This is a genomic window from Leifsonia sp. SIMBA_070, from assembly GCF_046534635.1.
In the GTDB taxonomy this organism is placed as follows: domain Bacteria; phylum Actinomycetota; class Actinomycetes; order Actinomycetales; family Microbacteriaceae; genus Leifsonia.
Genome location: NZ_JAWRYK010000002.1, coordinates 201,968 through 219,968, shown reverse-complemented (window position 1 = coordinate 219,968; position 18,001 = coordinate 201,968). Strand labels below are relative to the sequence as shown.

Annotated in this window: 21 protein-coding genes; 17 read left to right on the top strand and 4 right to left on the bottom strand. The window is 71.1% G+C overall.

Annotation, left to right across the window (positions count from 1 at the left end; translation table 11 throughout):
* The 4 genes from fliW to flgN are packed head-to-tail and all read right to left on the bottom strand — an operon-like array spanning window position 1 to window position 3,188.
* Window positions 1-384 carry a flagellar assembly protein FliW gene (fliW, locus tag SB754_RS16760; RefSeq protein ID WP_410783553.1) on the bottom strand — a complete coding sequence of 128 codons (384 nt, stop codon included), beginning with the start codon at window positions 382-384 and terminating at the stop codon, window positions 1-3.
* Window positions 381-1,265, bottom strand: coding sequence for a flagellar hook-associated protein FlgL (flgL, locus tag SB754_RS16755; RefSeq protein ID WP_410783552.1), 885 nt, complete (start codon window positions 1,263-1,265; stop codon window positions 381-383). Before flgL ends, fliW begins: the two co-directional genes overlap by 4 nt.
* 2 nt (window positions 1,266-1,267) lie before the next feature.
* Window positions 1,268-2,692, bottom strand: a complete 1,425-nt coding sequence (flgK, locus tag SB754_RS16750) for a flagellar hook-associated protein FlgK (RefSeq protein ID WP_410783551.1) — start codon at window positions 2,690-2,692, stop codon at window positions 1,268-1,270.
* 4 nt (window positions 2,693-2,696) lie between these two features.
* Window positions 2,697-3,188: a flagellar export chaperone FlgN gene (gene flgN / locus SB754_RS16745; protein WP_410783955.1), complete on the bottom strand. Its 492-nt coding sequence runs from the start codon at window positions 3,186-3,188 to the stop codon at window positions 2,697-2,699.
* Between the two features lie 392 nt (window positions 3,189-3,580).
* On the opposite strand from flgN, the gene SB754_RS16740 reads away from it, so the two are divergent.
* From SB754_RS16740 to SB754_RS16660, 17 genes are all read left to right on the top strand, one after another.
* On the top strand, window positions 3,581-4,393 hold the full coding sequence (locus SB754_RS16740) for a sigma-70 family RNA polymerase sigma factor (RefSeq protein WP_410783550.1): 813 nt from the start codon (window positions 3,581-3,583) through the stop codon (window positions 4,391-4,393).
* 95 nt (window positions 4,394-4,488) lie between these two features.
* Window positions 4,489-5,325, top strand: a complete 837-nt coding sequence (locus SB754_RS16735; RefSeq protein WP_410783549.1) for a flagellin — start codon at window positions 4,489-4,491, stop codon at window positions 5,323-5,325.
* 97 nt (window positions 5,326-5,422) lie between these two features.
* A complete protein-coding gene (gene fliD / locus SB754_RS16730; RefSeq protein WP_410783548.1) occupies window positions 5,423-6,805 on the top strand; it encodes a flagellar filament capping protein FliD in 1,383 nt (460 codons plus the stop codon).
* Window positions 6,802-7,236: a flagellar export chaperone FliS gene (fliS, locus tag SB754_RS16725; RefSeq protein ID WP_410783547.1), complete on the top strand. Its 435-nt coding sequence runs from the start codon at window positions 6,802-6,804 to the stop codon at window positions 7,234-7,236. The genes fliD and fliS overlap by 4 nt, the downstream gene beginning before the upstream one ends.
* Window positions 7,226-7,573: a hypothetical protein gene (locus SB754_RS16720; protein ID WP_410783546.1), complete on the top strand. Its 348-nt coding sequence runs from the start codon at window positions 7,226-7,228 to the stop codon at window positions 7,571-7,573. The genes fliS and SB754_RS16720 overlap by 11 nt, the downstream gene beginning before the upstream one ends.
* A gap of 358 nt (window positions 7,574-7,931) precedes the next feature.
* Window positions 7,932-8,273: a flagellar basal body rod protein FlgB gene (flgB, locus tag SB754_RS16715; RefSeq protein WP_410783545.1), complete on the top strand. Its 342-nt coding sequence runs from the start codon at window positions 7,932-7,934 to the stop codon at window positions 8,271-8,273.
* A gap of 10 nt (window positions 8,274-8,283) precedes the next feature.
* A complete protein-coding gene (locus tag SB754_RS16710; RefSeq protein ID WP_410783544.1) occupies window positions 8,284-8,676 on the top strand; it encodes a flagellar basal body rod protein FlgC in 393 nt (130 codons plus the stop codon).
* Complete coding sequence (gene fliE / locus SB754_RS16705; RefSeq protein ID WP_410783543.1) at window positions 8,676-8,981, top strand: flagellar hook-basal body complex protein FliE; 306 nt, start codon at window positions 8,676-8,678, stop codon at window positions 8,979-8,981. Before SB754_RS16710 ends, fliE begins: the two co-directional genes overlap by 1 nt.
* Window positions 8,981-10,582, top strand: coding sequence for a flagellar basal-body MS-ring/collar protein FliF (fliF, locus tag SB754_RS16700; RefSeq protein ID WP_410783542.1), 1,602 nt, complete (start codon window positions 8,981-8,983; stop codon window positions 10,580-10,582). The genes fliE and fliF overlap by 1 nt, the downstream gene beginning before the upstream one ends.
* Window positions 10,579-11,589, top strand: coding sequence for a flagellar motor switch protein FliG (gene fliG / locus SB754_RS16695; RefSeq protein WP_410783541.1), 1,011 nt, complete (start codon window positions 10,579-10,581; stop codon window positions 11,587-11,589). Before fliF ends, fliG begins: the two co-directional genes overlap by 4 nt.
* Window positions 11,579-12,193 carry a FliH/SctL family protein gene (locus tag SB754_RS16690; RefSeq protein WP_410783540.1) on the top strand — a complete coding sequence of 205 codons (615 nt, stop codon included), beginning with the start codon at window positions 11,579-11,581 and terminating at the stop codon, window positions 12,191-12,193. Before fliG ends, SB754_RS16690 begins: the two co-directional genes overlap by 11 nt.
* Entirely contained in the window at window positions 12,190-13,503 is a 1,314-nt protein-coding gene (locus tag SB754_RS16685; protein WP_410783539.1) for a FliI/YscN family ATPase, read from the top strand. Before SB754_RS16690 ends, SB754_RS16685 begins: the two co-directional genes overlap by 4 nt.
* Window positions 13,503-13,937, top strand: coding sequence for a hypothetical protein (locus SB754_RS16680; RefSeq protein ID WP_410783538.1), 435 nt, complete (start codon window positions 13,503-13,505; stop codon window positions 13,935-13,937). Before SB754_RS16685 ends, SB754_RS16680 begins: the two co-directional genes overlap by 1 nt.
* Entirely contained in the window at window positions 13,934-14,647 is a 714-nt protein-coding gene (locus SB754_RS16675; RefSeq protein ID WP_410783537.1) for a C40 family peptidase, read from the top strand. Before SB754_RS16680 ends, SB754_RS16675 begins: the two co-directional genes overlap by 4 nt.
* Entirely contained in the window at window positions 14,644-16,203 is a 1,560-nt protein-coding gene (locus SB754_RS16670; protein ID WP_410783536.1) for a flagellar hook-length control protein FliK, read from the top strand. Before SB754_RS16675 ends, SB754_RS16670 begins: the two co-directional genes overlap by 4 nt.
* A gap of 12 nt (window positions 16,204-16,215) precedes the next feature.
* Complete coding sequence (locus SB754_RS16665) at window positions 16,216-16,692, top strand: flagellar hook assembly protein FlgD (RefSeq protein ID WP_410783535.1); 477 nt, start codon at window positions 16,216-16,218, stop codon at window positions 16,690-16,692.
* A 36-nt stretch (window positions 16,693-16,728) separates the two neighbouring features.
* Window positions 16,729-17,901 carry a flagellar hook protein FlgE gene (locus tag SB754_RS16660; protein ID WP_410783534.1) on the top strand — a complete coding sequence of 391 codons (1,173 nt, stop codon included), beginning with the start codon at window positions 16,729-16,731 and terminating at the stop codon, window positions 17,899-17,901.
* Window positions 17,902-18,001 lie beyond the last annotated feature (100 nt).

The window sequence follows — 18,001 nt, the reverse complement described above, 5'->3', positions numbered from 1 at the left end:
CTACGCGCCCGCGAGCGCGGCGAGCTCTGCGCGGACCGGGAAGGCGTCGTCGTCCAGCACGAGTTGCAGGGCAGCGCCCGTCGTGCGGTTGACGATGACCGGGGCCAGCAGATTAACTGTGCTGCCCTCGCGCGACGGGGTCACGACGACGAGCAGCAACGCGTCGGAGGGCTCCGCGATCCCGAGCTCGGCCGCGCGGTCGTTCGGCAGCTCGGGCGAGTAGCCCGGGAGGTGCCGCTCCGCATCGATCGTGAAGAGGCGGATCTCCGGGCGCTCCGCGGCGGAGAGCGTGTACAGGCCGACGGCGCCGGGCACCGGCTCCAGCGAGAAGGCGTCCAGCGGCTCCAGGCCGGGAGGCGGGGTGAGGAAGCGGACGGCGCTCAACGGAGGAAGTCCATCAGCGTCGGCTGCAGCACCCGCGCCGTGACGGCGATGGCGGTCTGGTAGTTCACGTCCTGAGTCTTCAGGTCGAGGATCACCTTGCTGAGGTCCACATCCTCCAGCGACGAGCGCTGGCCCTCGAGAGCGTTGGCCCCGACGGCGAGCGCATCCTTCGCCTTGTCGATGCGGGTCTGGCGTCCGCCGACCTCCGCGTGCTCTCCCACGATCGCCTTCATCCTGTCGTCGATCTCCGCCAGCCGCGGGGTGACGTTCACGCCGGTGCGGAGGTCGTTCGCAACGTTGTCGATCAGCGCGAACACCGACGTGGCGCCGGTTCCGAAGACCGAGGCTCCGTCGGCATCCACCCGCACCGTGGTGTCGGGGCCGATCCTGCGCTCCACTGTACTTCCCGCCGCACCGGTGAACGAGTAGTCGGGCTGGAACGCGACGCCGGCGTCCGAGTTGCCGGCGAACACCGTGCGCCCGAGGTACGTCGTGTTGGCGAGCGAGAGGAGGCTGCTCTTCAGGCCGTCGAGCTCGGTCGCGATGGACTGCTTGGCCTCGGGCGACATGGCGCCGTCGTTCGCGCCCTGCACGGTGAGGTCGCGAACGCGGTGCATCAAGGTCTCGACCGAGGTCAATGCCGAGTCGGCGGTCGTCAGCCAGGCGTCGCCGTTGCTGACGTTCCGCTGGTACTGGGACGTCGCCGCCTGGTCGGAGCGTACGCCGAGTGCGCTCGCCGTGGCCGTCGGGTCGTCCGACGGCTTGTTCAGGAGGCGCTGGCTGGTCGCCTGGTCGTACAGTTTCGCCTGCCGCTGCAGGCTCAGCTGCAGGTTGCGCTGGGCGTTGAGGGTCTGGGTCGCGTTCGTCACACGGCTGATCACGGCTACCTCCCGACGAGTCCGGTGTGGTTGATGAGCACATCGAGGGCTTCGTCCACGGCGGTCATCACGCGCGCGGCACCCTGGTAGGCGTGCTGGAAGGACAGCATGTTCATGTTCTCCTCGTCGAGGTCGACGGATGCCCCCGACAGCTGGGCATTGGTCGCCGCGCTGGTGGCGAGGTCCGCGAGATCCGACTGCTGCTGCTCAGTGCGGCTGGCGACGCCGACCCGCACGACGAAGGACGACCACTGCTTGTCGACCGCGTTGGCCCCGGTGCCCAGCTGGCTGATGGCGTCGGCGACGCTCCCGTCCGCTCCCCCGGCTCCGGGCGTTCCGGTCGCGATCTGGCCGATGCCGGTCGGGACGACGGAGAGACCGAGGGCGGCGGGTTTGGTGGGGTCGATGGCGAAGAAGTCCAGGCCGGTCGCGCCGCTCGGCGTCGTGCCCGTCTGGTGCACCGCGTTCACCCGCTGGGCGAGCGTCACGGCGAAGGCGTTGTAGCTGGCGGCCGCTTCGGCGAGCACGCCGCCGGTGCCGGTGGCATCGGCCGGGGCGAGAGTCGAGAGCGCGCCCGCGATCGACCCGCCCTCCATCGCGATCGCGGCGCCCGGGCGGTAGTCCCACTCCAGGCGGGGCGGATCGCCGGCGGCTTCCGCCATGCGCGTCGCGCCCGCCGCCTTCACCGTGTTGGCCGTCGTCCCGGAGACCAGCGCGTTGCCGCCGACCAGCACATCCACTGTGCCGTCGTCGTTCGCCCGGGTCACTCCCCCGGCCAGCTTGGCGATGGAGGTGGTGAGCAGGTCCCGGCGGTCCATCAGCTCGTTCGCCGACTGGCCGGACGCGAGCGCCGAGCGGATGCGGCCGTTCAGGTCCGCCACCTGTGTTGCGGCGGTGTTCAGGTCGGAGACCATGCCGTCCACCGAGGTGCGCAGCGCGGTCCACTGGTCGTCGACCGCGCGGTAGCCGGTCTGCAGCTGGGTGACGACGCTCGCAGCCTGGCCGAGCAGTACACCCGCGGGCGCCTGCTCCCCCGCCTGGTTGGCGACGTCGCTCCAGGCGGACCAGAACTTCTGCAGCTGCGTCGAGAGCCCGTTGGTGCCCGGTTCGTTGAGCGAGGCCTCCAGCGTGGACAGCGCGTCGGCCCGGGTGTTCGTGTAGCCGGAGAGGGCGGTCGTGCTGCGGACCCGCGCGTCGATGGCCGCGTCGTCCAGGCGCTGGATGCCGTCCACCGAGACGCCCTGTCCCGGCCGGACTCCTCCGCTGAACAGGCCGGCGTTGGCGAGCGGTGCGACCCCGGAGGTCGACACCCGCTGACGGGTGTAGCCGGCGGTGTTCGCGTTGACCAGGTTCTGGCCGACGACGTCGAGGCCGGCCTTGGCCGCGACGAGACCCGTGTACGCGGTGTTCAGACCGCTGAAGGTGCTCATCCGGTCAGGCCTCCGTGTCGAAGAAGCGCGCGGTGTCGCCGAGGCTGCCGGTTCCGCCGGCGCCGTAGACGCCGGCATCGTCGCCGGCACCTGCGAGGGAGCTCAGCGTCTCCTGGGTGGACCGTGCGGCCTCCCGGAGCAGGCGCTCGTTGGTGTCGCGCACCTCCGCGATCTGCGCGGTCAGCTCGGTCATGGCTGCGAGATGCGATCCGAAGATGTCGGACCAGATGCCGTCGGGCGCGGCGGTGGCCAGCTCGCGCAGGGTCGACTCCTGACTGAGACCCCACTCGGCCGCGAGGGAGGCGACCTCAACGGTGCGCGCAAGGCCGACGGCCCGCATCCGCTCGATGACCTGCTCGACCTCACGGGTGGCGTGGGAGATCCAGCGCGACTTGCCCGCGATCAGGAGCAGCTGCTCCTCCTCGAGCTTGAAGAGCAGGAGCTCCAGGAGCTCGCGTTCCTTCCACAGCTGCGCTGAGAGCTCGCTCGCGGCCATGTCGCTACCAACTTCCTCGTGAGTCGATGTGCGCACCTGGTCTCCTCGGGTCTGGACGGGCGGCGGGATGGTGTCCGCCGCCGATACAGACAATCGGCACGCTTGCGCCTGATGTTAGGCGCGAGCCGGTGTGTGCATGCGCTGCGACCTACCCCTTCGAGGCGGCCTGTCAGTATTCCCCGTACTGGGGGTACGCGCTGCCCCGTAATGGGGGCAGAAGGTACGCATTCTGAACACTCTCGAATTGTTACCGTGAACAGCGGAAGACGCCTAGCACCGCGCTCGGCACCCGACTAAGTCCGAGCGTCCACCGCACCGCCCGAGTACCCGCGAGAACCTCCCCGAACGAGGTCGACGCGCGGTACCCGTCCGATGAAGAGGGGTCGCCCAGCGTGAACCGGAACGAACGCAACACGCTCGTCGTCGAGAACCTGCCGCTCGTGGGCTATCTGGTCTCCGACCTGTGCTCGCGCGCCACCCACCTGTCGCGCGACGACCTGGCCTCGGCCGGAGCCGTCGCCCTGGTGCAGGCCGCAGACGCGTACGACGCGTCCACCGGCGTGCCGTTCGGCGCCTACGCCCGCACCCGCATCGTCGGCGCGCTCGCCGACGAGCTGCGTGCCTCCGACTGGGCCACTCGTGGCGCCCGCAAGCGCATCAAGGAGACGCTCGCGGTCCAGGAGAGCCTCACCTCGACCCTCGGGCGGGCGCCCAGCGTCGAGGAGATCGCCAACGCCCTGGGCGTCGATCGCGAGACCGCCGCCGCGGGCCTCGCCGACGCCTCCCGCACCGTCTCCGCTCTGGATGAGACCATCGAGCCGCTGCTGGTCTCCGACACCGCCGGCCCCGAGGATGCGCTGCTCGCCGACGAGCAGACCGCGTACGTCCGCGCCGCGGTCGCCGCTCTGCCCGACCGCATGCGGTCCATCGTCGAGGCGATCTACTTCGACGACCGCACGGTCACCGAGATCGCCGAGGAGCTGGGGATCACCCACTCCGCAGTGTCCCAGCAGCGGTCGGAGGCCATCCGGCTGATGCGCGAAGGGATGGCCACCCACTACGCCGACGAAGGCGACCCCGTCGTCATCGAGGCCAAGACCTCGCAGGCTCGGCGCAGCGCGTATCTCGCGCGGCTCGCCCAGCACGCGGTCGCGGGCGTCTCCCGCCTCTCCCCCACCTCGCCGAGCTCGGCGCGCGCGTCCTGACGACGACCGCTAACGCGACGGGACCGACAGCCGATAGAGGCTGATGCGGACCACGGAAGGGCCGCGGACCACCACCCAGTCATGGAGGAAACATCATGGGTATGCAGATCAACACCAACATTGCGGCGAACAACGCCTACCGCAACCTGAACAACACGCAGGGCGACCTCTCGAAGTCGCTCGAGAAGCTGTCCAGCGGTCTCCGCATCAACCGTGCGGCGGACGACGCGGCGGGTCTCGCCATCTCGGAGGGCCTGAAGTCGCAGGTCGGCGGTCTCACCGTCGCCGCCCGCAACGCTCAGGACGGCATCAGCGTCGTGCAGACCGCTGAAGGTTCGCTCACCGAGGTCCACTCCATCCTGCAGCGCATGCGCGACCTCGCTGTGCAGGGCGGCAACGACTCGAACAACGCGACCTCGCGCGCGGCGATCAAGACGGAGGCCGACGAACTGGGCAAGGAGCTCAACCGCATCACCAACGGCACCAACTTCAACGGGATCGACCTCCTCAAGGGCGGCTCGCTGAACTTCCAGGTGGGCGCCGGTTCGACGCCGAACGACACCATCGCGGTCGGCCTGGCCGACGTGGCCACCTCGGTCGGCACGCTGGCCGGTGCGGGCGGCGCCACGGGCTTCGACGTCACCACCAACGCGACGGCGAACACGACGATCACGGCGATCGACACCGCGATCACCGCGATCTCGACCGCCCGCTCGGAGCTCGGTGCGTCGCAGAACCGTTTCGAGTCGGCCGTTCGCAGCTTGAACGTCTCCAAGGAGAACCTCTCGGCCGCGTCCAGCCGGATCACCGACACCGACATGGCGGAGGAGATGGTGAAGTACACCCGCTCCAACATCCTGTCGCAGGCCGGCACGGCGATGCTCGCCCAGGCGAACCAGTCCAACCAGGGCGTCCTGCAGCTGCTCCGCTGATCAGGCGCGGCGGCCGGGGCGTAGACCCCGAAGCACGTCCCGGCCGCCGTTCCACCCCGCACCACCCGCACCACCGTCGTAGGAGGGAGAGCACCGCATGGGCATGGCCGTCGACGGGCTCATCAGCGGCCTCAACACCACGCAGCTGATCGACAGCCTGATGCAGGCGGAGGCGATCCCTCAGACCCTGCTGAAGAACAAGGTCACCGACTCCACCACGTACATCACGGCGATGCAGGCCCTCAACACCAAGGTCGCCGCGCTGGCCGACTCGGCCGCGAAGCTGGCCAAGCCGGCGGGCACCGACCTGCACACCGCCTCCACCACCTCCACGTCGGTCACGGCGACGGCCGGAACCGGCGCTGTGGACGGCACCATCGACTTCACGGTCGACACGCTGGCCCAGTCGCAGGTGACGGTCACCGGGCCGCTGACGCAGTGGCCGGACCAGCCTCCGACCCTCACCTTCGTGGCCGCCGACGGCACGGTCAAGCAGGTCACCGCGGGCTCCTCCCTCGCCGACGTCGCCGCCGCGATCAACCAGGCGGGCGTCGGCGTCAGTGCCACCCAGGTCGCCGCAGGGCTCGACCCGGCGACCGGCCAGCCGCTCTACCGCCTGCAGCTCAGCTCGACCAAGACCGGCGCGGCCGGAGCCTTCACCGCGTACCGCGGGACGCCCGCCGATGTGACGGCCGGGACGGCGACGAACCTGCTCTCCGACCCGGGAGCCGCCCAGGTCCGGGCAGCACAGGATGCGCAGCTCACCCTGTGGGCGGGCACGGGCGCCGCACAGACGGTCACCAGTTCGAGCAATACCTTCTCGGGCGTGCTCCCCGGGGTCTCGGTGACAGTGAGCGCGGCCTCCACGACGCCCGTCACCCTCACGGTCGCCCGCGACGACAAGAGCCTCTCGGCCGCCGCCGGCTCCCTCGTCTCGAGCGTGAACGACATCTTCACTCTGATCGCCTCGAAGCAGGCGGTCAGCACCTCGACCGACTCTGCCGGCGGGACGGTCGTCACCGGTGGCCCGTTCACCGGCGACTCGACCTCGCGCGACGTCAACCAGAAACTGGTCGACGCGATCAGCGCGCCGATCGGCGGGGTCTCCCCCTCGACGTACGGCATCAGCATCCAGCGCGACGGCACGGTCGCCTTCGACCAGACCGTCTTCGCGACGGCCATGGCCGCCGATCCGGACAAGGTCAAGGGCGCGCTGAGCACGATCGCCCAGCGCGTCGCCGACGCCTCCACAGCCGCGAGCGACACGTACACGGGCTCGCTCTCGCTCCGGATCAAGGGCGAGCAGTCGACCGTCACAGACCTCAACGACCAGATCACCGACTGGGACACCCGGCTCGCAGACCGCCGCTCCACGCTGGAGAAGACGTACGCGAACCTCGAGGTGCAGCTGCAGCAGCTGCAGTCCCAGTCGTCGTGGCTGACCGGCCAGCTGTCGTCCCTCCCCACTGCGAGCTCATGATGAACCTCCTCACCTCCGCCGCCGCCAAACTCTCGGCGTACAACCGCGACAGCGTGCTCTCGGCCAGCCCGGCGCGCCTGCTCACCATGCTGTACGACCGCCTGCTGCTCGACCTCACCCGCGGCGAGACCGCGCTGAAGGCATCGCAGTGGCCGACCGCGTGGGAGAACCTGCGTCACGCCGACCAGATCGTCGCCGAACTGGCGGGCACCCTCCGGGTCGACCTCTGGGACGGCGCCGAGGGCCTGCTTCAGCTCTACGGCTACCTGGCGGACCTGATCGTCGGCGGGATGATCGAACGCGACCCCGCAAAGGTGCGCGAGGCGATCGAACTGACCGAGCCGCTGCGGCAGACGTGGCACGAGGCCGCCCGGCTGCTGCCGGCCGCCACTGCAGGCACCGACGCGGAGCGGGACCTCGGTGTCGCCTGAGGCTGCGATCGCGGATTCGGACCGCGACGACGTAGTGCGCGACGACGTGCTGCGCGAGGAATCCCTCCCCTGGAGCGACGCCCTCGACCGAATGGAACAGGAGCTGCACGGCGCCCTGGCCGCAGTCGACCCGGTGCCGTGGCGTCCGCCGATCGGTCTCGGGCCCATCCCGCCGGAGCTGCAGGTGCGCGCCGCACGCCTGCTCGAGGCCCAGCTGCACACGATCCGGTACCTGGAGGACGTCCGTCAGACCACCGCGCGTCACCTGGCGGCGGTCCGGGCTGTACCCCGATCCGAGGCCGGACCGCATCCGGTCTACTTCGACCTGATCGGCTGACATCCCTCCACGGTTGTCCACCTGTGGATAACCCTGTTGAGAATCCGTGGATGAATGCGTCGATCGTGTGGAGGACACGCGCGGGATGTGTGCACTCTCAGATTCTCAGGATCCAATAATCGCTTCTGACCGGGCCGTTTACTTCGTATTCGTTACCTTCGAATGCATATTCGAAACCACATGCTTGTAATTCACACCGGGGTACAAGCTGTGGATGACTCTGTGGGAATCGCACGGCGAACACCCCCCGAACGCGGTGTCTAACGGTTCCGGGGAAGCGGCCGATAGCTCAGTCTGAGCACGGATCGCTCGATGACTGGCCACGGATGGGCCGCCCCAACGACCCTGGAGTGCAGCAGTGCTCGAATCCGTGACCAGCGCCGCCCTGAGCAGCGCCCTCGACGGCCTGGCCGCGCGCCAGCGCGCGATCGCGAACAACATCGCCAACGTCAACACGCCGGGTTACACCGCCGAGCGGGTGTCCTTCGAGGACGCGCTCGCCGCCTCCGTCGCCGACCACGACGGCCATGTCGACGCGACGACGGCGCGCTCGCTGGAGCCGACCCGGCTCGACGGCAACAACGTGAACCTCGACACGGAGACCCTGTCCAACGTCGACACGGTGCTGCGCTTCCAGTTCGCCTCCCAGGCGGCGGGCAACCAGTTCTCCGCCATCCGCGCAGCCCTGAAGACCAGCTGAGGAGCAGGACGTGACCTTCGACGCCATCGGGATCGCCGGGACGGGGCTGACCCTGCACCGCAAGTGGCTGGACGCCATCTCGGACAACCTCGCCAACATCAACACCGCCAAGCCGACGGACGGCGCCGCCTTCCAGGCGCGCTATGTCGTCGCGCAGGAGGGCGCAGGCGTCTCCGGCGCCTACGTCGCGGGAGCCGCCTACGGCAGCGCGGAGGGCCGCATGGTCTACGAGCCGGACAACCCGGTCGCCGACGCCAACGGCTACGTCCGCTATCCGGACATCGACCTCTCCGAGCAGATGGGCTCCCTGATCATGGCCCAGCGCGGATACCAGGCCAACGCCGCCGTGGTCGACCGCGCAAAGGAGACCTACCAGGCCGCACTGCAGATCGGGAGGAACTGATGCCCATCCCCGCCATCGGAGCGATCTCCGGCGTCACCGCGAACCCGGCCGTCTCCGCGACGACGGCCACGAGCGGCACCGGGGGAGCGGCCTTCGGGAACGCCCTCACGGGCGCCGTGGACGACCTGCAGCAGCTGCAGGGCACGAGTGACAAGCTCGCCATCGAGGCCGTGACCGGCAACCTGGACGACATCCACAACGCCACCATCGCCTCCACCCGGGCCCAGGTCACCCTGGAGCTCGTGGCCGGCGTCCGGAACAAGGCGGTCGACGCCTTCAACGAGATCATGCGGATGCAGGCCTGATGCCTCAGCAGGTGAGCAGCTTCTTCCGGCGGATCGGCGACACGATCCGCGGCTTCAGCGTGGCCCAGCGGGTCATCGCCGTCATCGGCGTCGCCGTGGTCGCGCTCGGGATCACCGGCATCTCGATGTGGGCGACGCAGCCGTCGTACACGCCGCTGTTCTCCGGAGTCGCCGCCTCCGATGCGTCGGCGATCGTCGACCAGCTCCGTACCGACGGCGTGCCGTACCAGCTGACCGACGGCGGGGCGACCATCCTCGTCCCGCAGGAGAAGGTGTACGACGAGCGTCTGAAAGCGGCCTCCGCCGGCCTTCCGTCCTCCAACACCGGCGGGTACTCGCTGCTCGACAAGATGGGCGTCACGTCGTCCGAGTTCCAGCAGAACGTCACGTACAAGCGGGCGATGGAGGGCGAGCTCGGCAACACCATCGGGGCGATGAAGGGCGTCAAGACGGCGTCCGTGCGGCTGGCGATCCCGGCGGAGACCGTCTTCGCCTCCGAGAAGAAGGACCCGACGGCGTCCGTCTTCGTCGAGACGCAGAACGGCGTGAGCCTCACCGCCGACCAGGTGCAGGCCATCGTCCACCTGACCAGCGCAGCCGTGCCGGACATGAAGCCGACCGACGTGGCTGTGGTCGACGCCGACGGCACGGTGCTCAGCACGGTCGGCGGGGGAGCGACCGGGGGAGCGGACAAGCAGGCCGGCGACTACGAGACGCGGGTGAAGTCGGCCGTGCAGGAGATGCTCGACAAGGTCGTCGGCGTCGGCAACGCCACCGTAGCGGTCGCGGCCGACGTCAGCTCCGAGAGCGCGCAGCGGACAGAGGAGTCGTACACCGCCCCGACCAACGCGCCGTCGCTCAGCGAGACGACGCAGAAGGAGACCTACTCCGGGTCGGGCGCGGCCGGGAGCGCCGGAGTCCTCGGACCGGACAACATCGCCGTCCCGAACGGCACGAACGGCAACGGCAGCTTCAACTCGGAGTCGAGCACGAAGGACAACGCGGTCGACAAGGTCACCGAGCAACGCACCATTCCGGCCGGAGCCATCAACCGGCAGACCGTCTCGGTCGCGCTGAACTCGGACGCGGTCGGCGGTGTCAGCGCCAACGAGATCCGCAACCTGGTGAACGCCGCGGCGGGCATCGACGTGAAGCGCGGCGACTCGGTCAGCGTCGAGATGGTCCCGTTCAGCAAGGCGGGTGCAACGGAGGCGGCCAAGGCGCTGCAGCAGGCCAAGGACGCGGCCGCCGCCGACCAGCTCACGAGCATCATCCGCACCTCCGTCATCGCCGGTGCGATCGTCGCCGCGGCCATCATCGCCTTCGCGTTGTTCCGCCGCGGCCGGCGTCGCGCCGCCGAGAACGCGGCACTCGCCGAGGATGCGGACTCGCTCGCGCTCGATGCGGCGACGTTCCCGATCGCCCTGGAGCAGGCGGCGCCGACCGTACCGATGCAGCTCGACCCGCTGCCGGAGCCGTCCGACCCCGCTGAGGTCGAAGCCGACAGGCGCAAGGCGGAGATCGAGGCGCTCGCCGAGCGCGACCCGCACCGCACGGCCGAGTTCCTCCGCAGCCTGATGGATGACAGGGCCGGCGTATGAACGCGACCCTGACCGGCGCCCAGAAGGTCGCCGTCGTCCTGATGAACATGGACCAGCAGCGGGCGGCCCAGGTGATGAAGCAGTTCTCCGACGAGGAGGCCGACGAGATCACCGCGGAGATCCTCCGGCTGCGCCGGGTGGACCCGGGCGTGGCCGAGAAGGCGCTGAACGAGTTCCACGACCTGGCGACGCGCGGCACGATGACCACGCGCGGAGGCCGCGACATCGCGGTCGGGCTGCTGGAGGCATCGTTCGGGGCCGAACGGGCGACGGGCGTCCTCAACCGGGTGGCGTCGAACCTCGCAGGCAAGCAGTTCGAGTTCCTCGACACCGTCGAGCCGGCGCAGGTGCAGATGCTCCTGGCGGGCGAACTGCCGCAGACCAGCGCCCTCGTGCTGGCGCACCTGCGTGCGGATCACGCGTCGCGCATCCTCACCGGGCTCGACGAGCACGCCCGCACCGAGGTGGCCCACGCCATCGCGACGATGGGTTCGCCGAGCCCCGACGCGGTGCGGGTCGTCGCGGAGACGCTGAAGCAGCGGGCGACCGCGGTCGTCGGATCACGGGCATCCTCCGACGCGGTCGGGGGAGTGCAGCCGCTCGTCGACATCATCAACCGCGCAGACGCAGCGACCGAGAAAGCCCTGCTGGAGGCGTTGGAGCAGCGCGACCCCCAGCTCGCCGAAGAAGTGCGCTCGCGCATGCTCACCTTCGACGACATCGTCCGCCTCGAAGCTCGCGACGTGCAGCAGGTGCTGCGGGGGGTCGATGCGGCGGTGCTCGCCGTCGCCATGAAGGGCGCGACCGAGGCGGTGGTCGAGATCATCACGGCCAACCTGTCGGAGCGCAACCGGGAGATCCTGGAGGACGAGATCCGGGTCCTCGGGCCGGTCCGCGTGTCGCAGGTCGAGGACGCGCGCGCCGAGATCGTGCGTGCCATCCGCGATCTGGAGGCCGCCGGCGCGATCACCGTTCAGCGCGGGGACGAGGACGCGTATGTCGAGTGACGCCGCCCTCGCCGCCGCGGCCTTCGAGCCGCTCGCCGTTCCGGTGCTCGCCGAGACGGAGCACGAGCGCGCCAGGACGGCGTCCGCACGCTCGCGCGGGTACGCGGCCGGATTCGCGGAGGGGCGGCGCGCGGCCGGCGAGGAGCAGGCGCGCTGGCTGGCCGCGGCCGAGGACGCGCGCGCGGCGGAGTCCGAGGAGGCCGCCGACCGGCTCGCAGTGCTCGCCTCCGCCCTGCGGAGCGCTGCGGTGGAGCTGCGTGAGGCGACGGTCCCGGTGCTCGCCGACGCCGAGAGCGCGGTCCTGGAGGCCGCGTTCGAGCTGGCGTCCGCGGTCGTCGGCGTCGCGCTGGAGGATCGCCTGTCCGCTGCGCGTGCGGCGGTGGAGCGCATCCTGTCGGCCGGGCCGCCCGGCGCCGTTCCTGTCGTGCGGCTGCACCCGGACGACATCGCCGAGCTCGAGCGCGCCGAGCTGGCCGGCCAGGAGCCGCGGCTGGTCGCGGATGCGTCGTTGGCGCGCGGCGATGCGATCGGCGAGCTGCCGACCGGGTGGCTGGACGGCCGCATCCACTCGGCCCTGCAGCGGGCGAAGGAGGCCCTGTCGTGACCGCCCTTCTCGAACGCTGGGAGACCGCGATCGCCGTTGCGGGCGTCGAGCGCGTCGGTCGCGTGACCGGTGTGGTCGGTCTGGGCGCCGAGCTGGAGGGTGTTCCCGCGGCACTCGGAGACGTCGTCGTCATCGGCGAGGACCCCGGCGTGCACGCCGAGGTCGTGGCCACCACCGCGGAGCGGGTCCGTGTCATGCCTTACGGCTCGCTGACCGGTGTGGCCGCCGGCGCACCGGCGCGAGCGGTGCGCGCGCCACTGCTCGTCCCGACCGGCCGCGGGATGCTCGGCCGCGTCGTCGACGCCCTCGGCCGACCGGTGGACGGCAAGGGCCCGATCGCACCGGACGGCTTCGTCCCGCTCGGCAACCGTGCGCCGGATGCGATGCGCCGGGCGCGCATCCTGCAGCCGCTCGGTCTCGGCGTCCGTGTGCTCGACACGATGGTCACGGCGGGCCGCGGGCAGCGACTCGGACTGTTCGCCGGCTCGGGGGTCGGCAAGTCGTCCCTGCTCTCGATGATCGCGCGGGGCACCGAGGCGCAGGTTTCCGTCATCGCCCTGGTGGGGGAGCGCGGGCGCGAGGTGCGCGAGTTCCTCGAGGACGACCTCGGGCCCGCCGGCCTCGCCCGGTCTGTCGTCGTGGTCGCGACCTCCGATGAGCCGGCCGTGATGCGCCTCCGTGCCGCTTTCGCGGCCACCCGGATCGCGGAGGCGTTCCGCGACGAGGGCGCCGACGTGGTGCTGATGATGGACTCCCTGACGCGCGTCGCCATGGCGCAGCGCGAGATCGGGCTGTCGGCAGGGGAGCCGCCGGCCACCCGCGGCTACCCGCCGTCGACGTTCTCGCTGCTCGCCCAGCTGCTCGAGCGCGCGGGCACCGGCGAGACCGGCTCGATCACCGGGCTGTACACGGTGCTCGTCGACGGGGACGACCACAACGAGCCGATCGCGGACGCCGCCCGCTCCATCCTCGACGGCCATGTGGTCCTCGACCGCAAGCTGTCCGTCATCGGCCACTTCCCGTCGGTGGATGTGCTGGGCTCCGTCTCCCGGCTGGCCTCGCGGGTGACCACACCCGAACAGCGCGCCGCGGCGGTGGCGCTGCGCAGCATCCTCGCCGCCAAGGTCGGCGCGCAGGACCTGCTCGACGTCGGCGCGTACAAGCCGGGCACCAACCCGAAGGTGGATGCCGCGGTCGCGCACGCCGACACGATCGACGCGTTCCTGCGTCAGGGCATCGGCGAGCCTGCGCCCGCCGCGGAGTCGTGGGCGCGCCTGCAGGCGCTCGTCGGAATGCTGGGAGGCGCGTGATGGCACGAGCGTTCGCACTGTCCGGGCTGCTGCGGCTGCGGCAGATCGAGAAGGAGCACGCGGCGAGCGACCTGGCCGCCGCCAACGCGCTGCGCCGGGATGCGGGGGAGCGGCAGGCACGGGCCATCGCCGCTCTGCACGCGGTCCCGGTCGAAGCGACCGACGCGAGCACGCTGTTCGCCCTGGCCGCCGCCCGCGCGTCCAGCCGCAGCATGCTCGCCGACCTCACGGCGCTCGCGGCGGAGGCGGAGGCGGAGGCCGACGAGGCGCAGCTCGCGTTCACCGAGGCGAAGAAGCGCGCCGTCGGGCTGGAGAAGCTGGAGAGCCGCCACCGAGCGGACGTCATCGCGGGGGACCTGAGTGCCGAGCAGGCCGCCATCGACGAGATCGCGACCGGCGCGTGGCAGCGCGCCCGCGAAGGGGGAGAGGCATGACGATCACGGATGCGATCGGCCGGATCTCGCAGATCCAGGCCACGCTGGTACAGCTGGAGACCGGGATGCGTGCCACGGCCTCCTCCGGGTCATCGAGTACCGCGGCGGGGTCGGCGACGTCGGCGACCTCGGCGACGGACTTCGCCAGTGCACTCTCGGGGGCGCTCGGCGCGACCGACGGCTCGTCGACGGGCGCGGGCGCCGTCACGGGAGCGGACGTCGTCGCGGACGCCAAGAAGTACCTGGGCGTGCCCTACGTCTTCGGCGGGACCAGCGCCTCCGGTCTCGACTGCTCCGGGCTGGTGCAGCGCGTCTACAAGGACCTCGGGATCGATGTGCCGCGACTGGTCTCCGGTCAGTCGACGGTGGGCACGGAGGTGCCGTCGCTCGCCGAGGCCCAACCGGGGGACCTCATCGTCACGAACGGCGGAGAGCACATCGTCATCTACGCGGGCGACGGCAAGGTCATCCACGCGCCGAGCGAAGGACGCAACGTGAGCCTGGTTGACAACTGGATGAAGGACTCCGACATCGTGACCATCCGGCGGGTGGTGCCGCAGGCGGCGCCCGCGGCGTCTTCTGCGACGGGGTTGTCGGGGTTGGCGGGGTTGTCGGGGTTGTCCGGGCTGTCCAGCGCCTCCGGCTCGTCGGCTCAGGCGGACATGCTGCGGTCCCTCTTCGCGTCGCTGGCTCAGGGGGGCTCGCTGTGACCCCGGCGGCCGTGACCGCGGCGCCGACTGCGGCGCCGACCGGGGTCCGCCCGCCTTCGCGGGGCGCCGAGTCCCGGTCCGGCGAGGCATTCGACGCGTTCCTCCAGGGGGCGGTCGACGATGCGCCCCGCGACCAGCACCCCGGCGCGCGACCGGGCGGAGCCCGGCACGAGGCGAGCCGACCTGCGGGTCGTGGGGGAGAGGCTGCGCACCCCGCGCACGGTCGGCACACCACGAAGGCGGCCGGACCGCGGGCGGACGCTTCGGCCGTGACCGGGCAGGACGCCCAGCCGACGAACGACGCGGCGTCCGGGCACGGCTCGCCCGACGCAACCGCCTCACCCGATGCGAGCGGCGCTGCCCCGACGAGTCCGACGAGTCCGACGGCGCCGGCGCCTGACGTCGCTGCGACGAGGGATGCTACGGGAGCGGCGAGTGCCGTTGCGACCCCGGTCCTGCCGGTGCCGAACGTCACGCCTGCCGCGACGGGCGCAGCGACCGCCTCCGCCCCCTGGACCTCCGCGGCAGACGCTGTGCAGACAGCGGTGAATGCCGCAGCGCCGATTTCGGACGCAGCGGCGCCGGCGGCTGCGCCGTCGTCCACGACCGCTCAAATCATCGGTGTCGGAGAGGCAGGCGCAGCTCCCTCCGGTCCGAATCGGACCCCGGGGACGAAGGCGACCACGCCGGCGCCCGCATCTGCTGCCGTTCCCACGAGCGATGCTCGAGCCGGCGGAACGCCGGGTGCTCCCGTGGGAACCGCCACGCCCGCCGGAACCGCCGCCTCCGCAGCCACGCCGCAGGGAGCCGAGGGGCCCTTCCCGCACGCCGATGCCCAGGCCACAGTGCCGCTCGTCCCCGAAACACGGGTGGGGGCGGACGCACGGCCCACACCCTCGAACACGGCGTCCGCCCTGCCACCCGCAACGGCGGCCTCCACTTCTGTGGATGCGACGAGCGGCACCTTCGACAGCGCCGCCGCCGCAGCCTCCATTCGTCCGAAAGCGCCGGTCGACGCGCCCGCAGCATCCTCCACCAGCGCACCCACGGTGGCGGCTCCCTCGCCGGCCGTCGTCGCCGCAGAGCGGCCGGCCGCCCCGCAGGCCGCTCCTGCGCCGGTGCCCACGACCGCTCCGTCCCTCCCCGCCCAGCTCGCCCGGCCGGTGTTCACCCTGGCCGCCGCTGGCGCGGGCGAGCACGTGATGACCGTGCACGTCGCCCCCGACACCCTCGGACCGGTGACCGTGCGGGCGCACGTCGGAGGCGAGGGCGTCCGCGTCGAGCTGTTCGCCCCGACGGATGTCGGGCGCGACGCGCTGCGGTCGATCCTCCCGGACCTCCGCCGCGACCTCGGCAGCGCAGGACTCAGCGGCACGCTGGACCTCTCGTCGCAGAGCCAGCCGTCGCCGCAGCAGGACGCCCCCGCCGACGGACGCCCGTACCCCGGCCGGCCGCGCGAGGAACCCCGCCCGCCCGCCGCGCCCGCGGCGTCCCCGCGCCCCACCCCGCACGCACCCGCGGACGGGTCCACGCACACCATCGACCTGATCGTCTAGAAGGGAGCCACCGTGGCCGTCGACCCCATCACCGGAGTGGATACCGCCTCCACGGGCGGCATCTACTCCACCACGCCGACCCGCACGCCCAAGCAGTCGCTCGACAGCGAGGCGTTCATGCAGCTGCTGGTCACCCAGCTGCGCAACCAGGACCCGAGCTCGCCCATGGACACCAACCAGATGATCTCGCAGACGACGCAGCTGGCCATGATGGAGAAGCTCACCAACATGGACACCACCGCCCAGGAAGGCTTCGCCCTCCAGATGCGGCAGGCCGCGGCGGCGTTGATCGGCCACACCGTGAGCTACCTCGACAAGAACGGTGACACCCAGACCGGGATCGCGTCGTCCGTCTCGTACGCGGGCTCGGTGCCCATCGTCTCCATCGGCGACCAGAAGATCGCGCTCGACTCCATCCTCGGCGTGGTGACGCCCAGCTCGCCCACCACGCCGACCGCGCCCGCCACATCCGCCACGCCGACTGCCTGACCTCTCGCACGAACTTCCTCACGAAAGGAATCACCCATGCTCCGCTCGCTCTACTCCGGAATCTCCGGTCTCCGCTCGCACCAGACCATGCTCGACGTCACGGGCAACAACATCGCGAACGTCAACACGACCGCCTTCAAGGCGTCCGCCGTGCAGTTCCAGGACACGCTCTCGCAGCTGGTCCGCGGAGCCGGCGGCGCACAGGCGGAGACCGGCGGCACCAACCCCGCCCAGATCGGCCTCGGCGTGCTCGTCGCCGGCATCTCCACCAACTTCACCCAGGGTGCGGCGCAGGCGACCGGCCGCTCCACCGACATGATGATCAACGGCGACGGCTTCTTCGTGATGAAGGTCGGCGGCGAGACGGTGTACACGCGCGCCGGTTCCCTGGACCCGGACGCGCTCGGCCGCCTGGTCGGCCCCGGCGGCGCGGTGCTGCAGGGCTGGAACGCCGTGAACGGCGTCGTCCAGCAGGGTGGAGCGCTCAGCGACATCACCATCCCGCTGAAGGCCGTCACCCCGGCGGCTGCGACCACGACCTCCACGGTGACCGGCAACCTCCCGTCGGACGCGGTCAACGGCGACCAGCTGGTGCGCGATATCTCCGTCTACGACGCCAACGGCACCGCCCGCAAGCTGACGCTGACCTTCACCAAGACGGGGACGGGCTGGGATGTCGCGGGCGCCGACGCTGCGGGCGCCACCGGCACCTCCTCGCTCACCTTCACCAACGGCGTCCTCACCGGCGGTGGGGCGCTCACCGTCGGCGGCGTCGGCGTCGACCTGGGTGCGGTCACCGGCTATGCGGGCATCACCACCGTCGCCTTCAAGGACCAGAACGGCCGCGCCGCGGGCACGCTCGAGTCGTTCACCCTCGACAAGGACGGCACGATCACCGGCCTGTTCTCGAACGGCGACAAGCAGGCCGTCGGCCGGATCGCGCTGGCCACCTTCGTCAACCCGGGCGGCCTGGAGAAGGCCGGCGGCTCCACCTACCGCGCGACCGTCAACTCGGGCGCCGCCCAGCTCGGCGGCCCCGGCGAGGACGGCCTCGGCCAGCTCCAGGGCGGCTCCCTCGAGATGTCCAACGTCGACCTGTCGCAGGAGTTCACCAACCTGATCGTCGCCCAGCGCGGCTTCCAGGCGAACGCCCGCATCATCACCACCTCCGACGAGGTCCTGCAGGAGCTGACCAACCTGAAGCGGTAATCCTCCCGGGGGCTTCCGTCGTCGATCCGCGCCCTCCCGTCGGAGATCCGCGCTGTCGCCGGCGACAGGGTCCGCCAACCAGGAGCGGCCCATCCGGGCA